The 19185-nt window shown below is 67.6% G+C and carries 17 protein-coding genes; 5 read left to right on the top strand and 12 right to left on the bottom strand.

The window, feature by feature from the left end; genetic code table 11:
* Window positions 1-215 precede the first annotated feature (215 nt).
* The 5 genes from rodA to ACPEH8_RS07125 form a co-directional block, all read right to left on the bottom strand.
* Entirely contained in the window at window positions 216-1328 is a 1113-nt protein-coding gene (gene rodA, locus ACPEH8_RS07145) for a rod shape-determining protein RodA (RefSeq protein ID WP_423666392.1), read from the bottom strand.
* Window positions 1325-3400, bottom strand: a complete 2076-nt coding sequence (gene mrdA / locus ACPEH8_RS07140) for a penicillin-binding protein 2 (protein WP_153164789.1) — start codon at window positions 3398-3400, stop codon at window positions 1325-1327. The genes rodA and mrdA overlap by 4 nt, the downstream gene beginning before the upstream one ends.
* Before the next feature lies 1 nt (window position 3401).
* Window positions 3402-3887, bottom strand: coding sequence for a rod shape-determining protein MreD (gene mreD, locus ACPEH8_RS07135; protein WP_136005149.1), 486 nt, complete (start codon window positions 3885-3887; stop codon window positions 3402-3404).
* Window positions 3884-4939, bottom strand: a complete 1056-nt coding sequence (gene mreC, locus ACPEH8_RS07130) for a rod shape-determining protein MreC (RefSeq protein ID WP_423666390.1) — start codon at window positions 4937-4939, stop codon at window positions 3884-3886. The genes mreD and mreC overlap by 4 nt, the downstream gene beginning before the upstream one ends.
* Before the next feature lie 126 nt (window positions 4940-5065).
* Entirely contained in the window at window positions 5066-6112 is a 1047-nt protein-coding gene (locus ACPEH8_RS07125; RefSeq protein WP_017355500.1) for a rod shape-determining protein, read from the bottom strand.
* A gap of 275 nt (window positions 6113-6387) precedes the next feature.
* Between ACPEH8_RS07125 and ACPEH8_RS07120 the strand changes: the two genes are divergently transcribed.
* Entirely contained in the window at window positions 6388-7326 is a 939-nt protein-coding gene (locus ACPEH8_RS07120; RefSeq protein ID WP_017355499.1) for a carbohydrate kinase family protein, read from the top strand.
* 91 nt (window positions 7327-7417) lie between these two features.
* On the opposite strand, the gene ACPEH8_RS07115 is transcribed toward ACPEH8_RS07120, so the two are convergent.
* The 5 genes from ACPEH8_RS07115 to ubiE all read right to left on the bottom strand — a co-directional run bounded on the left by ACPEH8_RS07115 (window position 7418) and on the right by ubiE (window position 12589).
* Window positions 7418-8056 (bottom strand): HAD family hydrolase, encoded by a 639-nt coding sequence (locus ACPEH8_RS07115; protein ID WP_423666388.1) that lies wholly within the window; start codon window positions 8054-8056, stop codon window positions 7418-7420.
* On the bottom strand, window positions 8044-8772 hold the full coding sequence (locus ACPEH8_RS07110; RefSeq protein ID WP_136005157.1) for a hypothetical protein: 729 nt from the start codon (window positions 8770-8772) through the stop codon (window positions 8044-8046). Before ACPEH8_RS07110 ends, ACPEH8_RS07115 begins: the two co-directional genes overlap by 13 nt.
* 149 nt (window positions 8773-8921) lie before the next feature.
* The gene (locus tag ACPEH8_RS07105; protein ID WP_166473459.1) at window positions 8922-10847 is read right to left on the bottom strand and encodes a M1 family metallopeptidase; all 1926 of its coding nucleotides are present in this window, start codon (window positions 10845-10847) and stop codon (window positions 8922-8924) included.
* A 51-nt stretch (window positions 10848-10898) separates the two neighbouring features.
* Window positions 10899-11759 (bottom strand): diguanylate cyclase domain-containing protein, encoded by an 861-nt coding sequence (locus ACPEH8_RS07100; RefSeq protein ID WP_423666386.1) that lies wholly within the window; start codon window positions 11757-11759, stop codon window positions 10899-10901.
* Window positions 11760-11827: 68 nt separating this feature from the next.
* Window positions 11828-12589 (bottom strand): bifunctional demethylmenaquinone methyltransferase/2-methoxy-6-polyprenyl-1,4-benzoquinol methylase UbiE, encoded by a 762-nt coding sequence (ubiE, locus tag ACPEH8_RS07095; RefSeq protein WP_017356645.1) that lies wholly within the window; start codon window positions 12587-12589, stop codon window positions 11828-11830.
* 77 nt (window positions 12590-12666) lie between these two features.
* Here ubiE and ACPEH8_RS07090 point away from each other — a divergent pair, with 77 nt between their 5' ends.
* The 4 genes from ACPEH8_RS07090 to ACPEH8_RS07075 all read left to right on the top strand — a co-directional run bounded on the left by ACPEH8_RS07090 (window position 12667) and on the right by ACPEH8_RS07075 (window position 14571).
* Window positions 12667-13119, top strand: coding sequence for a nucleoside deaminase (locus tag ACPEH8_RS07090; protein WP_017356646.1), 453 nt, complete (start codon window positions 12667-12669; stop codon window positions 13117-13119).
* Window positions 13120-13371: 252 nt separating this feature from the next.
* Window positions 13372-13662 (top strand): hypothetical protein, encoded by a 291-nt coding sequence (locus tag ACPEH8_RS07085; RefSeq protein WP_017356647.1) that lies wholly within the window; start codon window positions 13372-13374, stop codon window positions 13660-13662.
* Between the two features lie 58 nt (window positions 13663-13720).
* Complete coding sequence (locus ACPEH8_RS07080; RefSeq protein WP_017356648.1) at window positions 13721-14053, top strand: hypothetical protein; 333 nt, start codon at window positions 13721-13723, stop codon at window positions 14051-14053.
* A gap of 92 nt (window positions 14054-14145) precedes the next feature.
* Entirely contained in the window at window positions 14146-14571 is a 426-nt protein-coding gene (locus ACPEH8_RS07075) for a low affinity iron permease family protein (protein WP_017356649.1), read from the top strand.
* Between the two features lie 22 nt (window positions 14572-14593).
* Here the strand turns inward: ACPEH8_RS07075 and ACPEH8_RS07070 are convergent, their stop codons facing one another.
* Both ACPEH8_RS07070 and smeE read right to left on the bottom strand, forming a co-directional pair.
* Window positions 14594-15982, bottom strand: a complete 1389-nt coding sequence (locus tag ACPEH8_RS07070; RefSeq protein WP_136005166.1) for an efflux transporter outer membrane subunit — start codon at window positions 15980-15982, stop codon at window positions 14594-14596.
* Window positions 15983-16043: 61 nt separating this feature from the next.
* The gene (gene smeE, locus ACPEH8_RS07065; protein ID WP_423666384.1) at window positions 16044-19178 is read right to left on the bottom strand and encodes a multidrug efflux RND transporter permease subunit SmeE; all 3135 of its coding nucleotides are present in this window, start codon (window positions 19176-19178) and stop codon (window positions 16044-16046) included.
* Window positions 19179-19185 lie beyond the last annotated feature (7 nt).

Raw genomic sequence — 19185 nt, 5'->3', positions numbered from 1 at the left:
AAAGATTGATACGAGCCGCGGCAACCCGCTGCGTGTGTCCCGGCAACGGCTCATTGCAGGACAGGGCTCTCCAGCCGGATCAGGGCAACAGGGCGTTCGCCAGGCGGACGCGAAAGGTGAAAAACGTCACCACCGTCATTCGTCGTGAAACGTGCACATGACGCCCCCCCTGGCCGTGGCGGGCACAGGAAGCGATGGCGCGGACGCCGTCACGCTCAGCCGTAGCCGCCGTGCACCGGGTTGTAGGTGCGCGCGGCCATCACCAGACCAAAGCCGGCCAGCAGCGATACCGCCGAGGTGCCGCCGTAGCTGATCAGCGGCATCGGTACGCCGACCACGGGCAGCAGGCCGGAGATCATCCCGCCGTTGACCAGCACGTAGACAAAGAACGCCAGGCCGGTGGCACCGGCCAGCAGCCGCGAATAGGAGTCGCGTGACTGGCTGGCGATCCACAGGCAGCGCCCGATCACCACCAGGTAGAGCGCCAGCACGACGGCCACGCCGATCCAGCCGAATTCTTCGCTGAGCACGGAGAAGGCGAAGTCGGTCGTCTGCTCGGGAATGAAGTTCAGGTGCGACTGCGACCCCTGCCCCCAGCCTTTGCCATCGAAGCCCCCCGAGCCGATCGCGATCTTGGACTGGATGATGTTCCAGCCCGCGCCGAGCGCGTCCATCTCCGGGTCCAGGAACATCATGATGCGGTCCTTCTGATACGGCCGCAGCAGCCAGATCCAGGCCACCGGCGCGGCAGCGGCAACGCCGCCGACGGCTACGCCCACCCACCACCACGGCAGCCCGGCCAGCAGCAGCACGAACGCGCCGCTGGCGGCGATCAGCACGCCGGTACCGAAGTCCGGCTGCAGCATCACCAGCCCGGTGGGCACGCCGATGATGACCGCGCTGACCATCACCGTGGAGAAACGCGGCGGCAGCGGCATCTTGTGCAGGTACCAGGCCACCATCATCGGCAGGCTGACCTTGAGCAGTTCGGCCGGCTGCAGGTAGAACAGTTTCAGGTCGAGCCACTGGCGACCGTACTTGCCGGTGCCGAGCACGAACACCGCCAGCAGCGGGATCATCGACACGGCATAGATCAGCGGCGTGGCCGAGCGGATGCGCAGGATCGGCACCCGCGAGATCGCCCACATCGCCGCCAGACCCACCACGAAGCGCGCGCCCTGCGCGAACACCAGCCCATCGCCGCCGGCACTCTTGAGCACCGCCAGGCCGATCAGCATCAGCGCGCCCAAGGCCAGGCACAGCACCCAGTCCAGGGTGCTGACAAAGCGCGCCGCCATGTCGGTGGCCCAGCGCAGGAACACGTTCATCGGCTGCGCTCCGGCGCGGTGGGCGGGGCGGCCGCAGGCGGAAGCGGTGCACCCGGCAGCGGCGTGGGCAGCGGCGCAGGCTCGGGCGCGGCAGGCACCCCCACCTGCACCGGCAGCAGCGCCAGCGCGGCCGCCGCCGCGTCGCCGGCCTGGCGCACGTTGACATCGCCGCCGTCAACGGCGGTGATGCCGATCGCGGTGGTGCCGCGCTCGCTGTCCAGCGGCTCCAGGCCGTCGGGCATCTTGCCGAGCAGCCAGGCGTCGAACAGCTTGCGGGCGATCGGCGCGGCCGCCGAGCCGCCGTAGCCGCCGCCTTCGACCGCGATCGCCAGCGCGATCACCGGGTTTTCCGCCGGCGCGAAGCCGACGAACAGAGAGCGGTGGCGCAGGTGCAGCGGCAGGCTCTTGGGATTGACGGCGGCGGTACCGCGGCGGCTGATCACCTGCGCGGTACCGGTCTTGCCGGCGATGGTGTACGGCGCGCCGGCCGCCGCGCGCGCACCGCTGCCGCCTGGGCGCATGGTGCCCATCATGCCTTCGCGCACTGCCTGCAGGTTGCTGGCGTTGGGGCTGATCGGCTTGGTCGGACCGGCTTCCACGGCGGTCCACTCGGCGTCGAATCCGGCGCGCTCCTGCATCACCAGGTGCGGCGTGCGCAGCTGGCCGTTGCCGATGCCCCCCACCCCATGCACCAGCTGCAGCGGGGTGACCTTCCAGTCGCCCTGTCCGATGCTGACGTTGACCGTGTCGCCCGGGTACCAGCGCTCCTTGCGCGCCTTGTACTTGTTCTGCGGCGACGGCAGGATGCCGCCGATCTCGCCGGTCAGGTCGATACCGGTGGGCGCACCGAAGCCGTAGTAGCCCATGTACTGGTCGAAGCGCTCGATGCCCATGTCCAGCGCCAGCCTGTAGTAGTACGTGTTGACCGACTGGGTGATCGACTTGCGCAGGTCGGTCCAGCCATGCCCGCCACGGTTGGCGTCGCCCCAGCCGCGCGAGGTGCCGGGCAGGTAGAACATGCCGGTGGAGAGGATCTTGTCCTCGGGCTTGCGCACGCCGCTGTCCAGGCCGGCCAAACCGATCAGCGGCTTGATGGTCGAACCCGGCGCCACGCCACCCAGCACCAGACGGTTGAACTGCGGCCGCGAGGGGTTGTCGTTGAGCGCTTTGAAGTCGGCATGGGAGATGCCGTTGACGAACAGGTTGGGGTCGTAGGACGGCAGGCTGACCATCGCCAGGACTTCACCGGTCCGCGGGTCCATTGCCACCGCTGCGCCTTCGAAGTCGCCGAAGGCGGCCACCATCGCGCGCTGCAGATCGGCGTCGATCGACAGTCGCAGGTCGCTGCCGGACTGGGCGGCGACCCGGCCGATGGTGCGGATCGCACGACCCTGCACGTTGGTTTCGACCTGCTCGTAGCCCACCTTGCCGCGCAGCTGCGCCTCGTAATAGCGCTCCAGCCCGGACTTGCCGATGTGGGTCAGCGCGGCGTTGCCCTCGCCCAGCATTTCCAGATCCTTGTCGTCCACGCGGCCGACGTAGCCGATGATGTGCGCGAACAGGTCACCGTAGGGATAGCGCCGGGTCAGGTACGGCTCCAGCTCCACCCCCGGGAACCGCCAGCGGTCCACCGCGAAGCGCGCCATCTCCTCGTCGGTGACACGCAGCTTCAGCGTCACCGGCAGGAAGCTGCGGCGCGCCTTGCGCGACTTGTTGAAGGTCTCGATGTCTTCCGGGCTCAGGTCCAGGATCGTCGCCAGCCCGGCCAGGGTGGCGTCCATGTCCTTGACCTTGTCCGGGGTGATGTCGAGCCGGAACGCAGGCACGTTCTCGGCCAGCAGCCGGCCATTGCGGTCGTAGATCATTCCGCGCCCCGGCACCACCGGACGTGGCTTGATCCGGTTGGCTTCCGAGCGCGTGGCGTAGATGTCGTGGTCGAGCACCTGGAGCTTGAAGTACCAGGCCCCCAGCCCGATCAGGCACACCAGCACGCCGAGGAAGCCCAGCGCGGCGCGGCGCCGGAACTGCTCGGCCTCGGCATGGGGGTTCTTGGCCTGGCGACGCATGTGCATGTCAGCGCCCGCGACGTCCGAAACGCACGGCGTCCAGCAGCACGAACACCAGCGGCCACAGCCCCATGCCCAGCAGCGGCGCCCACCAGTACGACCACGGCAGGGTCGGCTCGCCCACCACGATGTGCACGACCGCGCTGACGATGCGGTCGTTGAACAGCAGCCCGCCGATGGCCAGCATCTGCTGGGACATCGGGAAGAAACGGATCCGCGCGCGGAAGCGCTGCAGGATGAAGGTCAGCATGACCAGGCGCAGCGACTGCTCGCCCAGCACCCCGCCGTACAGCAGGTCGGCCACCACGCCACTGGCGAACGCGATACCCAGGCCGACCCGGTCGGGCGCCTCGATCACCCAGTAGGCGAGCACCAGCGCCAGCCAGTAGGGCCGCAGCGGCTGCAGCAGCGCCGGCAGCGGCAGCAGGCCCAGCAGCAGGGCCAGCACCAGGCTGACCGGCAGCACCCAGGGTTTGTCGCGCAGGCGGCTCATCGCTGTTCCTCCGGCGGCGTTGCGTCCGTTTCGCGGGGCGCGACGGCCGGCGATGCCGGGGCCGGGGCCGGGGCTGGGACAGAGGGCTGCGGTTGCCGGCCAGCGGCCGGCACGGCCGGGGTGGCGGCCGGCGGGGCCGAGGCCGGGAGGGTGGCCGGTGCGGCCGCCGGGCCGCCGGCGGCTTCGGAGAGCGGCAGGTTCGGCGGAACGTGGATGGCAGCACCGGGCCTGAGCAGCAGCACGTCGCGGCCACGGTCGAGCTGGGCGGCCGGTTTGAGTTCGCCGACCAGGAAGGCATGGGTGTCGTCCGGGCGCAGCGCGGTAATGCTGCCCACCGGGAAACCGGCCGGGAACCGACCGCCGAGGCCCGAGGTGACGATCTCGTCGCCTACTTCGACACCGGCGCTGAGCGGGATGTCGCGCAGTTCCAGCGTGTCGCCACGCCCGTAGACGATCAGGCGCACGCCATTGCGCGCGACGGTGACCGGCACGGCGTGGTCAGGGTCGGTCAGCAGCAGCACCGTGGCGCTGTTGCCGGTGGTGGCGATCACCTGTCCCATCAGGCCCCCCGCGTCGATCACCGCCTGGCCCACGTGCACCCCGTCGCGGGTGCCTGCGGCCAGCACCAGGCGCTGGCGCACCGGATCCAGGTCGATGTCCAGAATCGGCGCCAGCTGCACGTCCAGGCCGCTTCGCTCGGCCACGTTCAGCAGCTCGCGCAGCTGGGCGTTGTCCAGCGCGGCGGTCTGCAGGCGGGTCAGGCGCGCATTGGCGATCAGCAGCTGGTTGCGCAGTTCGCGGTTCTCGGCCACCAGTTGGCTGTGGCTGGCCGCGTTGTCCTTGACCTGGGTGCCAAGCCTGCCCGGCAATCCGGCCAGGGCCCACACCGGCTGCACCAGCACATTGGCCTGCGCGCGCAGGCGCGCCAGCCAGCCGGCCTGGTCGTCGAGCACGATCAGGACAATGGCCAGGGCCAGGTAGGCGAGCAGCCGCAGGGGGCTGCTGGCATCACCCTGGCGGGAGGCTACGGGAGGACCGGCATAGGGCGGCACGACAGGCTTCGACTGGAAAAGGTGTTGGGGATGCGACAACGCCCCAGCGCTGCGATGCCCGGCGTGGCGCGCACGCCACCGGCATCACGCCGCAGGGGCGCGTCCTTGGAACAGGGCCGGTACGGCTTACTCCGGCGCAAAGAACTCGTTGCCGTGCATGTCCACCAGCTCCAGCGCACGGCCGCCCCCCCGGGCCACGCAGGTCAGCGGGTCGTCGGCCACCTGCACGTGCAGGCCGGTTTCCTCGGAGATCAGACGGTCCAGGTCGCGCAGCAGGGCGCCACCACCGGTCAGCACGATGCCGCGCTCGGCGACGTCGGCGCACAGTTCCGGCGGGGTCTGCTCCAGCGCCAGCTTGACCGCGCTGACGATGCCCGAGAGCGGCTCGTGCAGGGCTTCGAGCACCTCGTTGGAGCTGATCTTGATCATCTTCGGCACACCCTCGGCGAGGTTGCGCCCGGAGATCTCCATTTCGATCACTTCGGCCTGCGGGTAGGCGCAGCCCAGCTCGACCTTGATGCGCTCGGCGGTGGCTTCACCGATCAGCATGCCGTGGTTGCGGCGCACGTAGTTGGTGATCGACTCGTCGAAACGGTCGCCGCCGATGCGCACCGACGCCGAATAGACGATGCCGTTCAGCGAGATCACGGCCACCTCGGTGGTGCCGCCGCCGATGTCGATGACCATCGAACCGCGCGCCTCGGTCACCGGCATGCCGGCACCGATCGCGGCGGCCATCGGCTCCTCGATCAGGAACACGTCGCGCGCCCCGGCCTCTTCAGCCGATTCCTTGATCGCGCGGCGCTCGACCTGGGTCGAACCGGCCGGGACACAGACCAGCACGCGCGGGCTCGGGCGCAGGAAGCGCGACTTGTGCACTTTCTTGATGAAGTGCTTGAGCATCGCCTCGGTGTAGGTGAAGTCGGCGATGACGCCGTCCTTCATCGGGCGGATGGTGGTGATATGGCCCGGGGTACGGCCCAGCATCTGCTTGGCCTCGGCGCCGACCGCGGCAACCGAACGGGTGCCACCGATGGCGCGGTCCTGGCGCACGGCCACGACCGACGGCTCGTTCAGCACGATCCCCTGCCCACGTACGTAAATGAGGGTGTTGGCCGTGCCCAGGTCGATGGACAGGTCATTGGAGAACATGCCACGCAGTTTCTTGAACATCTGGGAGTTGATCCTGAGGGGTGTCGCGCCCAACGCGGGATGGCGAAAAAATGGGCAGAATTCGAGGCCGACAAGCCTAGCAATCCGCCTGTGCGCGAGCAAGGACAAATCTGGTGCAAAGCCAGCCTTCACGGCCATTCAGCCCAATCCGGACAGCCCGGGTTCTGGCCCTGTGGCGTCTCACCCGTTAACCTTTGCGCCGCAGGGCGCCCGAGGGCGCCGTTTCGTTGCCCGCCCGACGGGCCTCAACACCCTTTCCGCATAGGCCTTAATCGATGTCCGCTTTGATCTGTGGTTCTCTTGCCTTCGACACCATCATGGTGTTCCCGGACCAGTTCAAGAATCACATCCTGCCGGACAAGGTCCACATCCTGAACGTGTCGTTCCTGGTCCCGCGCATGCGCCGCGAGTTCGGCGGCTGCGCCGGCAACATCGCCTACAACCTGCACCTGCTGGGCGGCGAGCCGATCCCGATGGGCACCGTGGGCTCGGACTTCGGCCCCTACCGCGAATATTTCCAAGGCTTGGGCATCGACCTGAGCCGGGTCAAGGTGATCGACGAGCTGTTCACCCCGCAGGCGTTCATCACCACCGACCACGACAACAACCAGATCACCGCCTTCCACCCGGGCGCGATGATGCGGTCCTACGAGAACCACGTGAAGGACGTGCCGGGCGTGACCCTGGGCCTGGTCGGCCCGGACGGCCGCGAAGGCATGATCCAGAACTCGCAGGAATTCTTCGACGGTGGCGTTCCGTTCATCTTCGACCCGGGCCAGGCCATGCCGCTGTTCAACGGCCCGGAACTGCGCACGTTCATCGAGCAGGCCGACTACGTGGTGGTCAACGACTACGAGTCCAACCTGCTGCAGGAGCGCACCGGCTGGGATGAAAAGCAGATCGTGAGCCGGGTCAAGGCCTACATCACCACCCGCGGCCCGAAGGGTGCGGTCATCCACACCCCGGAGAAGACCTACGACATCCCGCCGGCGCACGAGCGCCGCGTGGTCGACCCGACCGGTTGTGGCGACGCCTTCCGCGCCGGCCTGATCTACGGCATCGAGAAGGGCTACGACTGGCTGACCATCGGCCGCATGGGCAACCTGATGGGCGCGCTGAAGGTCGAACACCCGGGCACGCAGAACCAGCGTTTCACCTTCGATGAGTTCAACGAGCAGTTCAAGCAGCAGTTCGGTTACGCCCTGAACGCGTAACGGCAGACGCCGCATCCGCCCGATGGCCGTGCGCTGCGCGGCACCGGGTGGAGCGGCCATCGTACCGACGGCAGCCGGGTAGACCCCGGCTCTACGGGCGTTGCCAGGTTTCCAGTACCTGGCGGCAATCGGCCAGGTGCCAGCAGGCCATGCCTGGCCACGGGTTGTCGGGGGCATTGACCAGCAGGGTGCGGGTGCCCGCCGCGCGACCGCATTCGAGGTCGAAGCGGTAGTCACCCACCATCACCACCTGCGCGGGGTCCACCTGCCACCGCCGCACGAAGTGCAGCAGTCCGGCCGGCGACGGCTTCGGCTCGGCCTCGTCGCGGCCGATGATGTCGTCCACACCGAACGCGTCGCCCAGCCCGATCGCCTGCAGCGTCACCTCGGCCAGCGCGCGCGCATTGCGGGTCAGGATGCCGAGCCGGCAGCCCTGTGACTGCAGCGCACGCACCAGTGCCACCGCGCCCGGGGCGGGCTGCGCGACCTCGGCCAGCGCCCGCTCGTGCTCCAGCAGCCAGGCATGCCGGGCGGTGGCCTGCTCGGCCGGCAGCCCGGCCAGGTGGACCAGTATGTCCTCCTCGATCGGAATGCCCAGCGCGCGCTTGATCCGGTCGAAGTCGTGCATCGCCACGGTCAGAGTGCCGTCCATATCGAACACCCAATGGCGGATCGCCGACAGGGACGCCGCTACCGGCCGCGTGGCATCGCCCACGGTCACTCCCACCATTTGGGCATGCGGGCGGTATCCAGCCCGCCGGTTTCGAACACCGCCGTGCGGGTGCCGCCGGCCTTGACCGGGAACTCGATGCTGATCACCTTGGCCTTGCGCGCCAGCTTCCACAGCGCCTTCTGATCGGTGATGAACATCGCAATGGCCTCGTCGGTCCGCGGGCGCCAGGCCGCCATCGCGATCGGCTTGCCGCCGTCCACGCTGACCTGCACCTTGCATTGCGGGCAGCGGAAGTCGCCGGCCTGCAGCACCAGGTAGGCATGCCGTTCCCACTTGGGGTGGTCGCGGAACACCAGCTGCACCGTCTTGGCGCCGCTGCCGTCCACGTCCACGCGCTCCTTGCTGTAGATCTGCGCCGAGAACTGCGTGCCCTTGCCCACCGGAATCTGGTTGTACTGCCACAGGGCCTGCATGCGGCGCAGCTCGCGCGCGGCCTCGGCCTTGGCCTTCACCTCGGCATAGCCCGGTTCGATCCGTGCCGCCACGTCGGTGTCCTTGTACTGGTCCAGCAGCGATCCGCCGTGGATGCGTGCCCGCTCCCAGTCCTGCGCGGCCACCGCCATGTCGTACTGCTTGGCCACGCCTTCGGCCTTCGCTTCCTGCTGCGCCTTGGCAGCGGCAGCGGCGGCGGCCTGTGCCTTGCGCTCTTCTTCGGGATTGCTGCAGGCAGCCAGGGCCAGCGTGCAGGCCGCGATGAGGATCAGTCGTTTCATTGCAGACGTCCGGTTCGGGAGTTTTCCCCGAGTTTACCGAGGTTGCGCCCACCGCTGCCGAACAAACGAAAACGACGGGTTTCCCCGTCGTTTTCAGGCGTTGCATCGCGTGACGCCGATGGGCCGACCTCGCCGGCCGGCCATCGGGATTACTTGCCTGCCTTGTCCAGCATGTCCTGCACCGAGGCGGTGGTGATCGGGTGGTAGCCCGGCTTGGCCTTCTCGAAGGCGGCCTTGGCCAGCACCAGGCCTTCGGGGGTCTTCACCAGTTCGGCGTAGATCGGCAGGATCAGCTTGCGACGGCCGACGCGCTCGATGAACGCTGCGGCGGCCTCATTGGCCTCGGCATACCCGCTGCGGATCGCCAGCGGGTACCAGCGCATGGCGATTTCGCCATTGGCCGTGCCGGTGAAGTGGTAGGCCTTGTCCAGCGCGGCCAGCTTTTCCACCGGCAGGGTCTTGCCCAGGCCGTCGATGAAGTGGACCCATTCCTGGGTACCCCACTCGCCGGTGATCTGCTGGGTCGGCAGCGTGCCACTGCCATCCCAGGCAATGCGCGCGGTGTCGACGATGGAGAAGTTGCGCGAGCGGGCCTTGGTCGCGAACGACGGGATGCCCGGCTCGTCCAGCCACGCCTTCAGTTCGGCGTCGGTGACGGCGCCCGGCTTCTTCGGCAGCAGGTTCTTCTTCAGGTACGCAACGAACTGGTCCGTGTTCGCACTCTGGAAGGCATGGTCATCGAACCAGCCACGCAGGAACGGATCGAAGGTTTCGCGGCCGAAGCGCTGCTCCAGGAACTGCAGGAACCACGAGCCCTTGACGTAGGCCACGTTGCTCAGCGCTTCGTCCGGATCGCGTTCGGTCAGCGGCGGCAGCGCCAGCGCCTGGTCGGCCGGACTCATGTCCTTGACCTCGGCGAGCAGGTCGTTCTGGTCGATCTCACGCTCCATTTCGGCCATTTCCTGGCCATACAGCGCTTCGGTGATGCGGCCCTGCACGTAGGTGGTGAAACCTTCATTGAGCCAGATGTCCTTCCAGCTCGCATTGGTCACCAGGTTGCCGGACCAGCTGTGCGCCAGCTCATGGGCCACCAGCGACACCAGCGACTTGTCGCCCACGATCACCGTCGGGGTGGCGAAGGTCAGACGCGGGTTCTCCATGCCGCCGAACGGGAACGACGGCGGCAGCACGAGCATGTCGTAGCGGCCCCAACGGTACTCGCCGTACAGCTTCTCGGCGGCACCGATCATCTTCTCGGTGTCCTCGAACTCCTTGACCGCCTTGCCGACCATCGTCGGTTCGGCCCAGACGCCGGAGCGGCCGGAAATCGGCTCGAACACCAGGTCACCGGCGGCGATGGCCAGCAGGTAGGACGGGATCGGCTGCGGCATCTTGAAGGTGTAGTCACCGTCACGCGCGGCCTTGGGATCGTTGTCGGCGCTCATCAGCACCATCACGTCCGGGCGCGACACCACGTGCGCGGTGTAGGTGAAACGCACGCTCGGGGTGTCCTGCAGCGGCACCCACGAACGCGCGTGGATGGCCTGCGACTGGCTGAACATGAAGGGCAGCTGCTTGCCCTCGGTCATCGACGGCTCCAACCACTGCAGGCCCGAGGCGGTCGGCGCGGTGTGGTAGGTGATCTGCACCTTGGCCGGCTGCTCCGGCGCCTCGATGCTCAGCTTGCTGCCGAACACCTTGTCTGCCGGCGCCAGCACGAAGGCCAGCGGCGACGCCTTGCCGTCGGCACCCAGCGCCTCGACCTTTTCCACGGTCAGCTCGCGGGTATCCAGCACCAGCTGCTTGGCCGCCTTGTCTTTCCACTCCAAGGTGTAGGTGGCGGTGCCGCCAATCTGCCTGCTGTCGAAATCCAGCTTCAGATCCAGCGCCAGGTCCTTGATGACGACCTTGTCCGGCTCGGCGTAGGAGCTTTCGTCGTGGCTGCGGTTGTCGGCTTTCACGGCGGTGGCGCTCGGCGTCTGGGCGGCGGGGTCGGCGGTGGGCGCGGCAGGCTCTTTGGAACAGCCGGCGGCGAGCGCGACGGCCAGGGGAATCAGCAGGAACGGAGATCGCATGTACGGGACCGATCGGGGTGAAACCACCAGTTTACCCCCCACCTCCCCTATTCAGTCGCCCTCGCAGAGCAGCCGTGCTCCGCCTGCGCACTTGGCCCGGTACATTGCCGCATCGGCGCGCCGGTACAGCTCGCGCAGATCCTCGCCCGGCCGGTAGGCCGCTCCGCCCGCGCTGGCCCGCAGCGGCATCGCCGCGCCCTCGGCCGCCAGCCCGGCCAGCCACTGCCGCAGCCGTCCGCATGCCGCCTCGTGCTGGCCCTGCACCGCCAGCAGGAACTCGTCGCCGCCCCAGCGGCCGATCCACTCGCCGGGCTGCAACCAGGCCCGCGCCGAGTCCACCAGCCGCACCAGCACCTGGTCGCCGGCCAGGTGGCCGTGCGCATCGTTGATCGGCTTGAGGTTGTCCAGATCGACCACGAACAGCGTCAACGGCTGCCTCCGCGACTGCGCCAACCGCGCCGTATCGGCCAGCGCCTGCTCGCAGCCGCGGCGGTTGAAGGCAAGGGTCAGCGGGTCCAGCAGCACGTTGCGGCGAAGATCGCGCAGGCCGGCATCGACGCCGTGCAGGTTGCGGTTGATGCTGCGCAGGAGGCGACCGATCTCATCGTGGCCCAGGTCGGGCAGGTGCGGCAGGCGCTGCTCGTCGTAGTAGGCCTCCAGCGCGTCCGCTGCCTGGCGCAGCGGCGCCATCAGCCGGTACAGCGCCAGCATCGCCATCGCCGTACCGACCACGGTGGCGCCCAGCACCACCCCCACCACCGGCCACAGGGTGGCGTGCGCGTCGTGGCCGCTGACGGCCATCCACAGCAGCAGCACCAGCAATGGCACGTGTACGCCAACGAACACCACCGCCATCAGCTTGGCGCTGAACGAACGGCGGAACACGCGGGTCAGCCCGCGGTAAAGACGCATGGCAGGCCCTCTCCGACAGCCTGCCCGCAGTGTCGCCGAGCTCCCTCAGCGGGAACCGGAACTGGGTCTCAAACCTTGTAGCCGGAGTGGATCGAGACGATGCCGCCGGTCAGGTTCTTGTAGTGGCAGCGTGCGAAACCCGCCTCGCCCATCATGGTCTTGAGCTGTTCCTGCGGCGGGTGCTTGCGGATGCTCTCGGCCAGGTACTGGTAGCTGTCGCCGTCGCGCGCGAACAGCTGGCCCAGCTTGGGCAGGATCTTGAACGAGTGGAAGTCGTAGATCGGCTTGAACCAGTCGGCGGTGACCTCGGAGAACTCCAGCACCCGCGCCTGACCGCCGACCTTGAGCACGCGGTACATCTCGCGCAGGCCGGCGTCCTTGTCGGTCACGTTGCGCAGCCCGAAGGCGATGGTGACCAGATCGAAGCTGGCATCCGGGAACGGCAGCGCCTCGGCGTTGCACTGGACGTACTGCAGGCCCGACACCAGGCCCCGGTTGGTCAGCCGGTCGCGGCCCACCGAGAGCATGCCGGCGTTGATGTCGCCGAGCACCACTTCACCGTCCTCACCCACGCGCTCCTTGATCAGCGCGGCGATGTCGCCGGTGCCCCCGGCCAGGTCGAGCACCCGGTCGCCCGGTTTCACCTGCGCGGTGGCCACGTAGTAGCGCTTCCAGGCCCGGTGGATGCCCAGGCTCATCAGGTCGTTCATCAGGTCGTAGCTGCGCGCGACCGAGGTGAACACTTCGCCCACCAGCTTCTGCTTGTCCTTGGCGGCGACATCGCGGAAGCCGAAATGGGTGGTACCGGTCTTGTAGGGGGATTCGCTCATGGCCCCGATTATCGCACCGCTGGCCACGCTGCGGCACCCACCGCCTATCATGGCCACTCCTGTTTACCGGACCGACCATGATCACCACCCCCGACTACGCCGCCCTGCTCGAAACCGCCATCGCCGAAGCCCGCCAGGGCCTGGCCGAAGGCGGCATCCCGATCGGCGCGGCCCTGTACCACAACGACGGCCGCCTGCTCGGCTGCGGCCACAACCGACGGGTGCAGGAAGGCGACCCCTCGGTTCACGGCGAAACCGACGCGTTCCGCAAGGCCGGCCGCCAGCGCCGCTACCAGGACACCATCATGGTCACCACCCTGGCCCCCTGCTGGTACTGCAGCGGCCTGGTGCGCCAGTTCAACATCGGCACCGTGGTGGTGGGCGAATCGGTCACCTTCCAGGGCGGCATCGAGTGGCTGCGCGAGAATGGCGTGAAGGTGATCGACATGCAGAGCCAGACCTGCATCGACCTGCTCGGCGGATTCATCTCGGCCCATCCCGAGGTCTGGAACGAAGACATCGGCGAGTAACAGCGTCCGATCCACGGCGCGCTGCGGCATTCGGGCGCGCCCGTGCTCCGTCGGCGCCCCGCCGCGGAACGGCGTTATGAACGCTTCAGTTGCCGGCGGCGGGGCAAACGCGTTGTGCCAGCAGCGTCTGCGCGGCAGAACGCGACACGGTGCGCACATGTGCCGCACCCCCTGAACACGCGGCAGTAACAAATGGGCATCGTTGACCGCCTATGGTGGATGCACAGGGGGCTGCATCGTCGAGGAGACGCCATGAACGCCCGAATATCCCGCACCGCCGCCGTCGAACCGGACATGACACTCGCCTGGGAACAACTGCAGGCGTCCTACACCCGCCACCGCAACTCCGCGCCCTTCTGGAGTGCCTACCAGGCCATCCAGAACGAGCTGATGCTTTCCCACCCCAAGCGCTGCATCGACGTATGCAACCAGCTCGCCACGCTGGCCGAGCGCCTTGGCGTCGTTGCCCACGCGCAACTGCTCGGCAGCGCGTGCCCTGAATCTTTCAGCGATGGCCGCCACACCGGCTCGACATCGCCATGACGTCGCATGCACCCGGTATTACGCACTCTTGACTCCCTCCTTCCATATCGACGCAACCATGTCATCCGCCTCGCTTTCCATCCCCGCCGTGATCGACGTCGACGCCGAAGTCGGCCATTGGCGTCAGCGCCACGCCGACGGCACGCTGGGCTCCGGTTCCTTCGGGCACTACGTACCGTGGATCAAATTCGCCTGCGATTCGTTGATCACCCAGCCCCGGGCCAGCGACGAACAGCGCGACGAATCCTTCCAGACCCACTACGCACTGCAGATCATGCCGCGCCTTAGCGAAGACCAGGCCCGCGACTTCGTCGAGCAGTGCTGGGAACACGTCTACCGTGCAGGTCGCCAGGACCTGGCCTCGCGACCGCGCCTGGGCGCGCGCGCCTGATCCACGTCGCGCGAACACGTCGCGTGCGCTGCACGCCGCCTGCACAGCGCGCCTGGCCATGATGGGGCACCGCAACCACCCTGCCGTGCCGCATGACACTCCGACGCGTGTTCAACCTGGTCGCCAAAAAGGCGGCCTATGCCGCAGGAACGCCGTGGACGTTCCTCGGCGCGCTGGCCATTGTGGTGATCTGGGGCGCCAGCGGCCCGATCTTCAAGTTCAACGACACCTGGCAGCTGGTGATCAACACCGGCACCACGATCATCACCTTCCTGATGGTGTTCCTGATCCAGCACAGCCAGAACGCGGACACCGCCGCGATCCAGATCAAGCTCGATGAGCTGATCCGCGCCAACGCCGAGGCGAACAACGAACTTCTCGATCTGGAAGAACTGGACGAGGAACGGCTGGAAGAGATCCGCCGCGAATACGAGCGCATGGCGCGCGAAGCCGGCGATGCGCTGGAGCGCGTGCGCGCATCCGGCCATCCGATGCGGCGGGACGACGAGGCGGTGTAACCGCCCCGTCGTACCGGCGTGCTCAGCCGCGCTCGTGCCAGCCGCCGCCCAGCACCTTGTACAGCGCCACCTGATTGGACTGCTGCGCCAGCTGCGTGGTGACCAGCGACTGGCGCGCACTGTAGGCGGTGCGGCGCGCATCGAGCAGGGTCAGGAAGCTGTCCAGGCCGGCATCGTAGCGGGCCTGCGACAGCTGCTGCGCCTGATCGGCCGCTGCCACCAGTGCCTGCTGGGACTGCAGCTGCTCGGCCAGGCTGCGGTTCAACGCCAGTCCGTCGGCTGCCTCGCGGAAGCCGGACTGGATGGCCTTTTCATACTGCGCCAACGCGATATCGCGATCGGCAGTGGCCATGCCCAGGTTCGCGCGCAGCTTGCCCCCCTGGAAGATCGGCAGGTTCAGCTTCGGAATGAAGCTCCACACACGCGTACCACTGTCGAACAGGCCGGACAGTTCCGACGAGGCTGAACCGACACTGCCGGTCAGGCTGATCGACGGGAAGAACGCCGCGCGCGCCGCGCCGATGTTGGCATTGGCCGACATCAACGTGTGCTCGGCGGCCATCACATCCGGGCGCCGCAGCAGCACATCACCCGGTACGCCGGCCGGCAGCGGCTGCACGGCCGCGACCTCGGTGATTTCACCCTGCGGCAGCAGTGCCTCGTCGATCGGACCGCCTGCCAGCAGCACCAGCGCATTGCGGTCCTGCGCGACCTGTCCTCCGAAGCGCGCGACATCGGTGCGGGCGGTTTCCACCAGCGTGCGGGTCTGGCTCAGCTCCAGCGCCGAGGCACCGCCCAGACGGTGCCGCGCTTCGGTCAGGCGCAGCGAGTCTTCATAGGTGGCCAGCGTGGCCTGGGCGATGCGTAGCTGCTCGGCATCGGCGCCGAGTGTCAGCCAGGCATTGGCAACCTCGGCCACCAGCGACAACTGCGCGCTGCGGCGGTTGGCCGCCTCGGCGAAATACTGCTGCAGCGCCGCTTGGCTGAGATTGCGCACGCGGCCGAACAGATCCAGCTCGAACTCGACCACGCCCAGATTGGCGCTGAACTGCTCGGTCACCGGCACGTCGCCGCCGCTGCGGGTCATCTGGCCCTGGGCGGCGATCGCCGGCACGCGGTCGGCGCGCTGGATGCGGTACTGCGCACGGGCGCGCTCGACGTTGAGCACGGCCACGCGCAGGTCGCGGTTGTTGTCCAGCGACTGGCCAATCACCGCCTGCAGGCGCGGGTCGACGAAGAAGTCGCGCCAGCCGATATCGGCGACCGGGGTGGCCGACGCATCGGCCACCGTGCTGACGGGCCACTGCGCGGGAATCGCAGGGGCGACCTCGGTGCTCCGTGGTTCAAGGGTGGCACAGCCGGCAAGCGAGAGCGCAACTGCGACGGAGAGAATCAAAGAAGCGTGTTTCATAACGATTTCCCGGGTAGTGCCGGCCGACGGCCGGCGCCAAGCAGAGCATGGATCGAGCGCATCAGGCATCGCCGGTCCTGCGCGTTTTGCGGTTGAACACGCGCTGCACCACCACGAAGAACAGCGGGATGAAGAACACGCCCAGCAGCGTGCCTACCACCATGCCGCCGAGCACGCCGGTACCGATCGCACGCTGCGCGCCGGAACCGGCACCGGAGGCGATCGCCAGCGGCAGCACGCCCAGGCCGAAGGCCAGCGAGGTCATGATGATCGGGCGCAGACGGTCGCGCACGGCATGCATGGTGGCTTCGATCAACCCGGCGCCCTTCTCGAGGTTCTCCTTGGCGAACTCCACGATCAGGATCGCGTTCTTGCTGGTCAGGCCGACGGTGGTCAGCATCGCGACCTGGAAGTAGATGTCGCGTTCCATGCCGCGCATGGTATTGGCCAGCACGGCACCGAGAATGCCCAGCGGCGCCACCAGCAGCACCGAGGTCGGCACGCTCCAGCTCTCGTACAGCGCGGCCAGGCACAGGAACACGATCAGCAGCGACAGCGTGTACAGCAGCGGCGTCTGCGAACCGGCCTGGCGCTCCTGGTAGGACAACGCGGTCCACTCGATCTCGAAGCCCGGCGGCAGGTCCTTGGCGATGCGCTCGATCTCGGCCATTGCATCGCCCGAGGCCACGCCCGGGGCGGGTTCGCCCTGGATCTCCATCGCCGATACGCCGTTGTAGCGTTCCAGGCGCGGCGAACCGTAGTCCCAGCGCTTGGTTGCGAAGGCACTGAACGGCACCATCTCGCCCTTGGCGTTCTTCACCGACCAGACGTTGAAGTCGTCCGGATTCATGCGGAAGTCCGCATCGGACTGCACGTACACGCGCTTGACCCGGCCACGGTCGATGAAGTCGTCGATGTAGCTGCTGCCCCACGCGGTGGCCAGCGTGTTGTTGATCGAGGCCACCGCCAGGCCCAGCGCGTTGGCCTTCTCCACATCCACGTCGATGCGCAGCTGCGGGGTGTCTTCCTGCCCGTTCGGGCGCACGTTGGCCAGCAGCTTGCTCTCACCGGCACCGCCCAGCAGCTGGTTGCGCGCGTTGAGCAGGGCCTCGTGGCCCTGGCCGCTGTTGTCCTTCAGGAAGAAGGTGTAGCCCGAGCCGATGCCCAGCTCCGGCATCGCCGGCGGCGGGAAGGCGAAGATGAAGGCGTCCTTGATCTGGCCCAGCGCGCCCATCGCGCGGCCGGTGATCGGGCCGACGCCCTGGTCGGCATTCCGGTCCTTCCAGTCCTTGAGCTTGATGAAGGCCATGCCCGCGTTCTGGCCCATGCCGGCGAAGCTGAAGCCCTGCACCATGAACACCGATTCGACCGCCTCGGACTCGTTCTTCAGGAAGTGGTCTTCCAGCTTGTACATCGCCTCCAGGGTGCGCTCCTGGGTGGCGCCGACCGGGGTCTGCACCAGCGCCATCAAGATGCCCTGGTCTTCATTGGGCAGGAACGAGCTGGGCAGGCGCGCGAACAGCAGGCCCATCACCACCGCCAGCGCGGCGAAGATGGACATGAAGCGCCACGGCCGCGCCAGGATGCCCTTGACGCCACGCTGGTAGGTTTCGCTGGAACGGTCGAAGCCACGGTTGAAGCCGTTGAAGAACCGACCGGCCAGGCCACGGTGCGCCACGTGGTGCTCGCCCTTCTTCAGCGGCTTGAGCATGGTGGCGCACAGCGCCGGGGTCAGCACGATGGCGACCAGCACCGACAGCGCCATCGCCGAGACGATCGTCGCCGAGAACTGCCGGTAGATCACGCCCGTGGAGCCGCTCATGAAGGCCATCGGCACGAACACCGCCGACAACACCAGGCCGATGCCGACCAGCGCGCCGGTGATCTGGCCCATCGACTTGCGGGTGGCCTCCAGCGGTGACAGGCCCTCTTCTGACATGATGCGCTCGACGTTCTCCACCACCACGATGGCGTCATCGACCAGCAGGCCGATCGCCAGCACCATCGCGAACATGGTGAGCATGTTGATCGAGAAGCCCAGCGCGGCCAGGATGCCGAACGTACCCAGCAGCACCACCGGCACGGCGATGGTGGGGATCAGGGTGGCACGGAAGTTCTGCAGGAACAGATACATCACCACGAATACCAGCACGATCGCTTCGATCAGGGTCTTGATCACGCCCTTGATCGAGACCTGTACGAACGGCGTGGTGTCGTAGGGCACCACCGATTCCAGGCCCGCCGGGAAGTTGGCCTTCATGTCCTCCAGCGCCGCGCGGACGCCGTTGGCGGTGTCCAGCGCGTTGGCGCCGGTGGCCAGGGTGATGGCGATACCGGTAGAGGGCTTTCCGTTGTAGCGGGTGACGAAGTCGTAGCTTTCCGCACCGAGTTCGACCCGGGCCACATCGCCCAGGCGCAGCTCGCTGCCGTCGGTGCCACCGCGGACCAGGATGTTGCGGAACTGCTCCGGGGTCTGCAGGCGGTCCTGCGCGTTGATGGTGGCGTTGAGCTGCTGGCCCTTCACCGAGGGCGCACCGCCAAGCTGGCCGATGGCCACCTGTGCGTTCTGCGCGGTGATCGCCGCAGTGACTTCATCCACCGACAGCTTGTAGGTGTGCAGCTTGTTGGGGTCCAGCCAGATGCGCATGGCGTACTTGCCGCCGAACACCTGGATGTTGCCCACGCCCGGCACGCGGCTGAGCGGATCGACGACATTGGAGCCGACGTAGTCGGAGATGTCGTTGGCATCCATGCTGCCGTCGTTGGACACAAAGCCGATCACCTGCAGGAAGCCGCTGCTCGACTTGGCCACGTTGATGCCCTGCCGCTGCACTTCCTGCGGCAGCAGCGGCATGGCCAGCTGCAGCTTGTTCTGCACCTGCACCTGCGCGATGTCCGGGTTGGTCCCGCTCTCGAAGGTCAGGGTGATGGTCGCCTGGCCGTTGGCCGAGCTGTTGGACGAGAAGTAGATCAGGCCATCGATGCCTTTCATGTTCTGTTCGATGATCTGGGTCACCGAGTCCTCGACCACCTTGGCCGATGCACCCGGGTAGGTGGCGCTGATCTCGACGGCCGGCGGTGCCACTTCCGGGTACATCGAGACCGGCAGCTTCACCACGGCCAGCGCACCGGCAAGCATGATGATGATCGCGATCACCCATGCAAAGATGGGGCGATCAATGAAATAACGTGCCATTGGATTC

The organism is Stenotrophomonas sp. NPDC077461 (genome assembly GCF_049545475.1).
GTDB lineage: Bacteria > Pseudomonadota > Gammaproteobacteria > Xanthomonadales > Xanthomonadaceae > Stenotrophomonas > Stenotrophomonas nematodicola.
Note: the sequence above shows the minus strand (reverse complement) of the source record. Positions and strands in the feature narration are given on the sequence as shown.

Excerpts from the sequence above, each read along its gene's own strand:
- ACPEH8_RS07100 (WP_423666386.1), bottom strand. The coding sequence starts at position 11,759 with ATGCGTCTTTACCGCGGGCTGACCCGCGTGTTCCGCCGTTCGTTCAGC.
- mrdA (WP_153164789.1), bottom strand. The coding sequence starts at position 3,400 with ATGCACATGCGTCGCCAGGCCAAGAACCCCCATGCCGAGGCCGAGCAG.
- smeE (WP_423666384.1), bottom strand. The coding sequence starts at position 19,178 with ATGGCACGTTATTTCATTGATCGCCCCATCTTTGCATGGGTGATCGCG.
- ACPEH8_RS07120 (WP_017355499.1), top strand. The coding sequence starts at position 6,388 with ATGTCCGCTTTGATCTGTGGTTCTCTTGCCTTCGACACCATCATGGTG.
- ACPEH8_RS07070 (WP_136005166.1), bottom strand. The coding sequence starts at position 15,982 with ATGAAACACGCTTCTTTGATTCTCTCCGTCGCAGTTGCGCTCTCGCTT.
- ubiE (WP_017356645.1), bottom strand. The coding sequence starts at position 12,589 with ATGAGCGAATCCCCCTACAAGACCGGTACCACCCATTTCGGCTTCCGC.
- ACPEH8_RS07105 (WP_166473459.1), bottom strand. The coding sequence starts at position 10,847 with ATGCGATCTCCGTTCCTGCTGATTCCCCTGGCCGTCGCGCTCGCCGCC.
- ACPEH8_RS07090 (WP_017356646.1), top strand. The coding sequence starts at position 12,667 with ATGATCACCACCCCCGACTACGCCGCCCTGCTCGAAACCGCCATCGCC.
- ACPEH8_RS07110 (WP_136005157.1), bottom strand. The coding sequence starts at position 8,772 with ATGAAACGACTGATCCTCATCGCGGCCTGCACGCTGGCCCTGGCTGCC.
- ACPEH8_RS07125 (WP_017355500.1), bottom strand. The coding sequence starts at position 6,112 with ATGTTCAAGAAACTGCGTGGCATGTTCTCCAATGACCTGTCCATCGAC.
- ACPEH8_RS07085 (WP_017356647.1), top strand. The coding sequence starts at position 13,372 with ATGAACGCCCGAATATCCCGCACCGCCGCCGTCGAACCGGACATGACA.
- rodA (WP_423666392.1), bottom strand. The coding sequence starts at position 1,328 with ATGAACGTGTTCCTGCGCTGGGCCACCGACATGGCGGCGCGCTTTGTC.
- ACPEH8_RS07075 (WP_017356649.1), top strand. The coding sequence starts at position 14,146 with ATGACACTCCGACGCGTGTTCAACCTGGTCGCCAAAAAGGCGGCCTAT.
- ACPEH8_RS07080 (WP_017356648.1), top strand. The coding sequence starts at position 13,721 with ATGTCATCCGCCTCGCTTTCCATCCCCGCCGTGATCGACGTCGACGCC.
- mreD (WP_136005149.1), bottom strand. The coding sequence starts at position 3,887 with ATGAGCCGCCTGCGCGACAAACCCTGGGTGCTGCCGGTCAGCCTGGTG.
- ACPEH8_RS07115 (WP_423666388.1), bottom strand. The coding sequence starts at position 8,056 with ATGGTGGGAGTGACCGTGGGCGATGCCACGCGGCCGGTAGCGGCGTCC.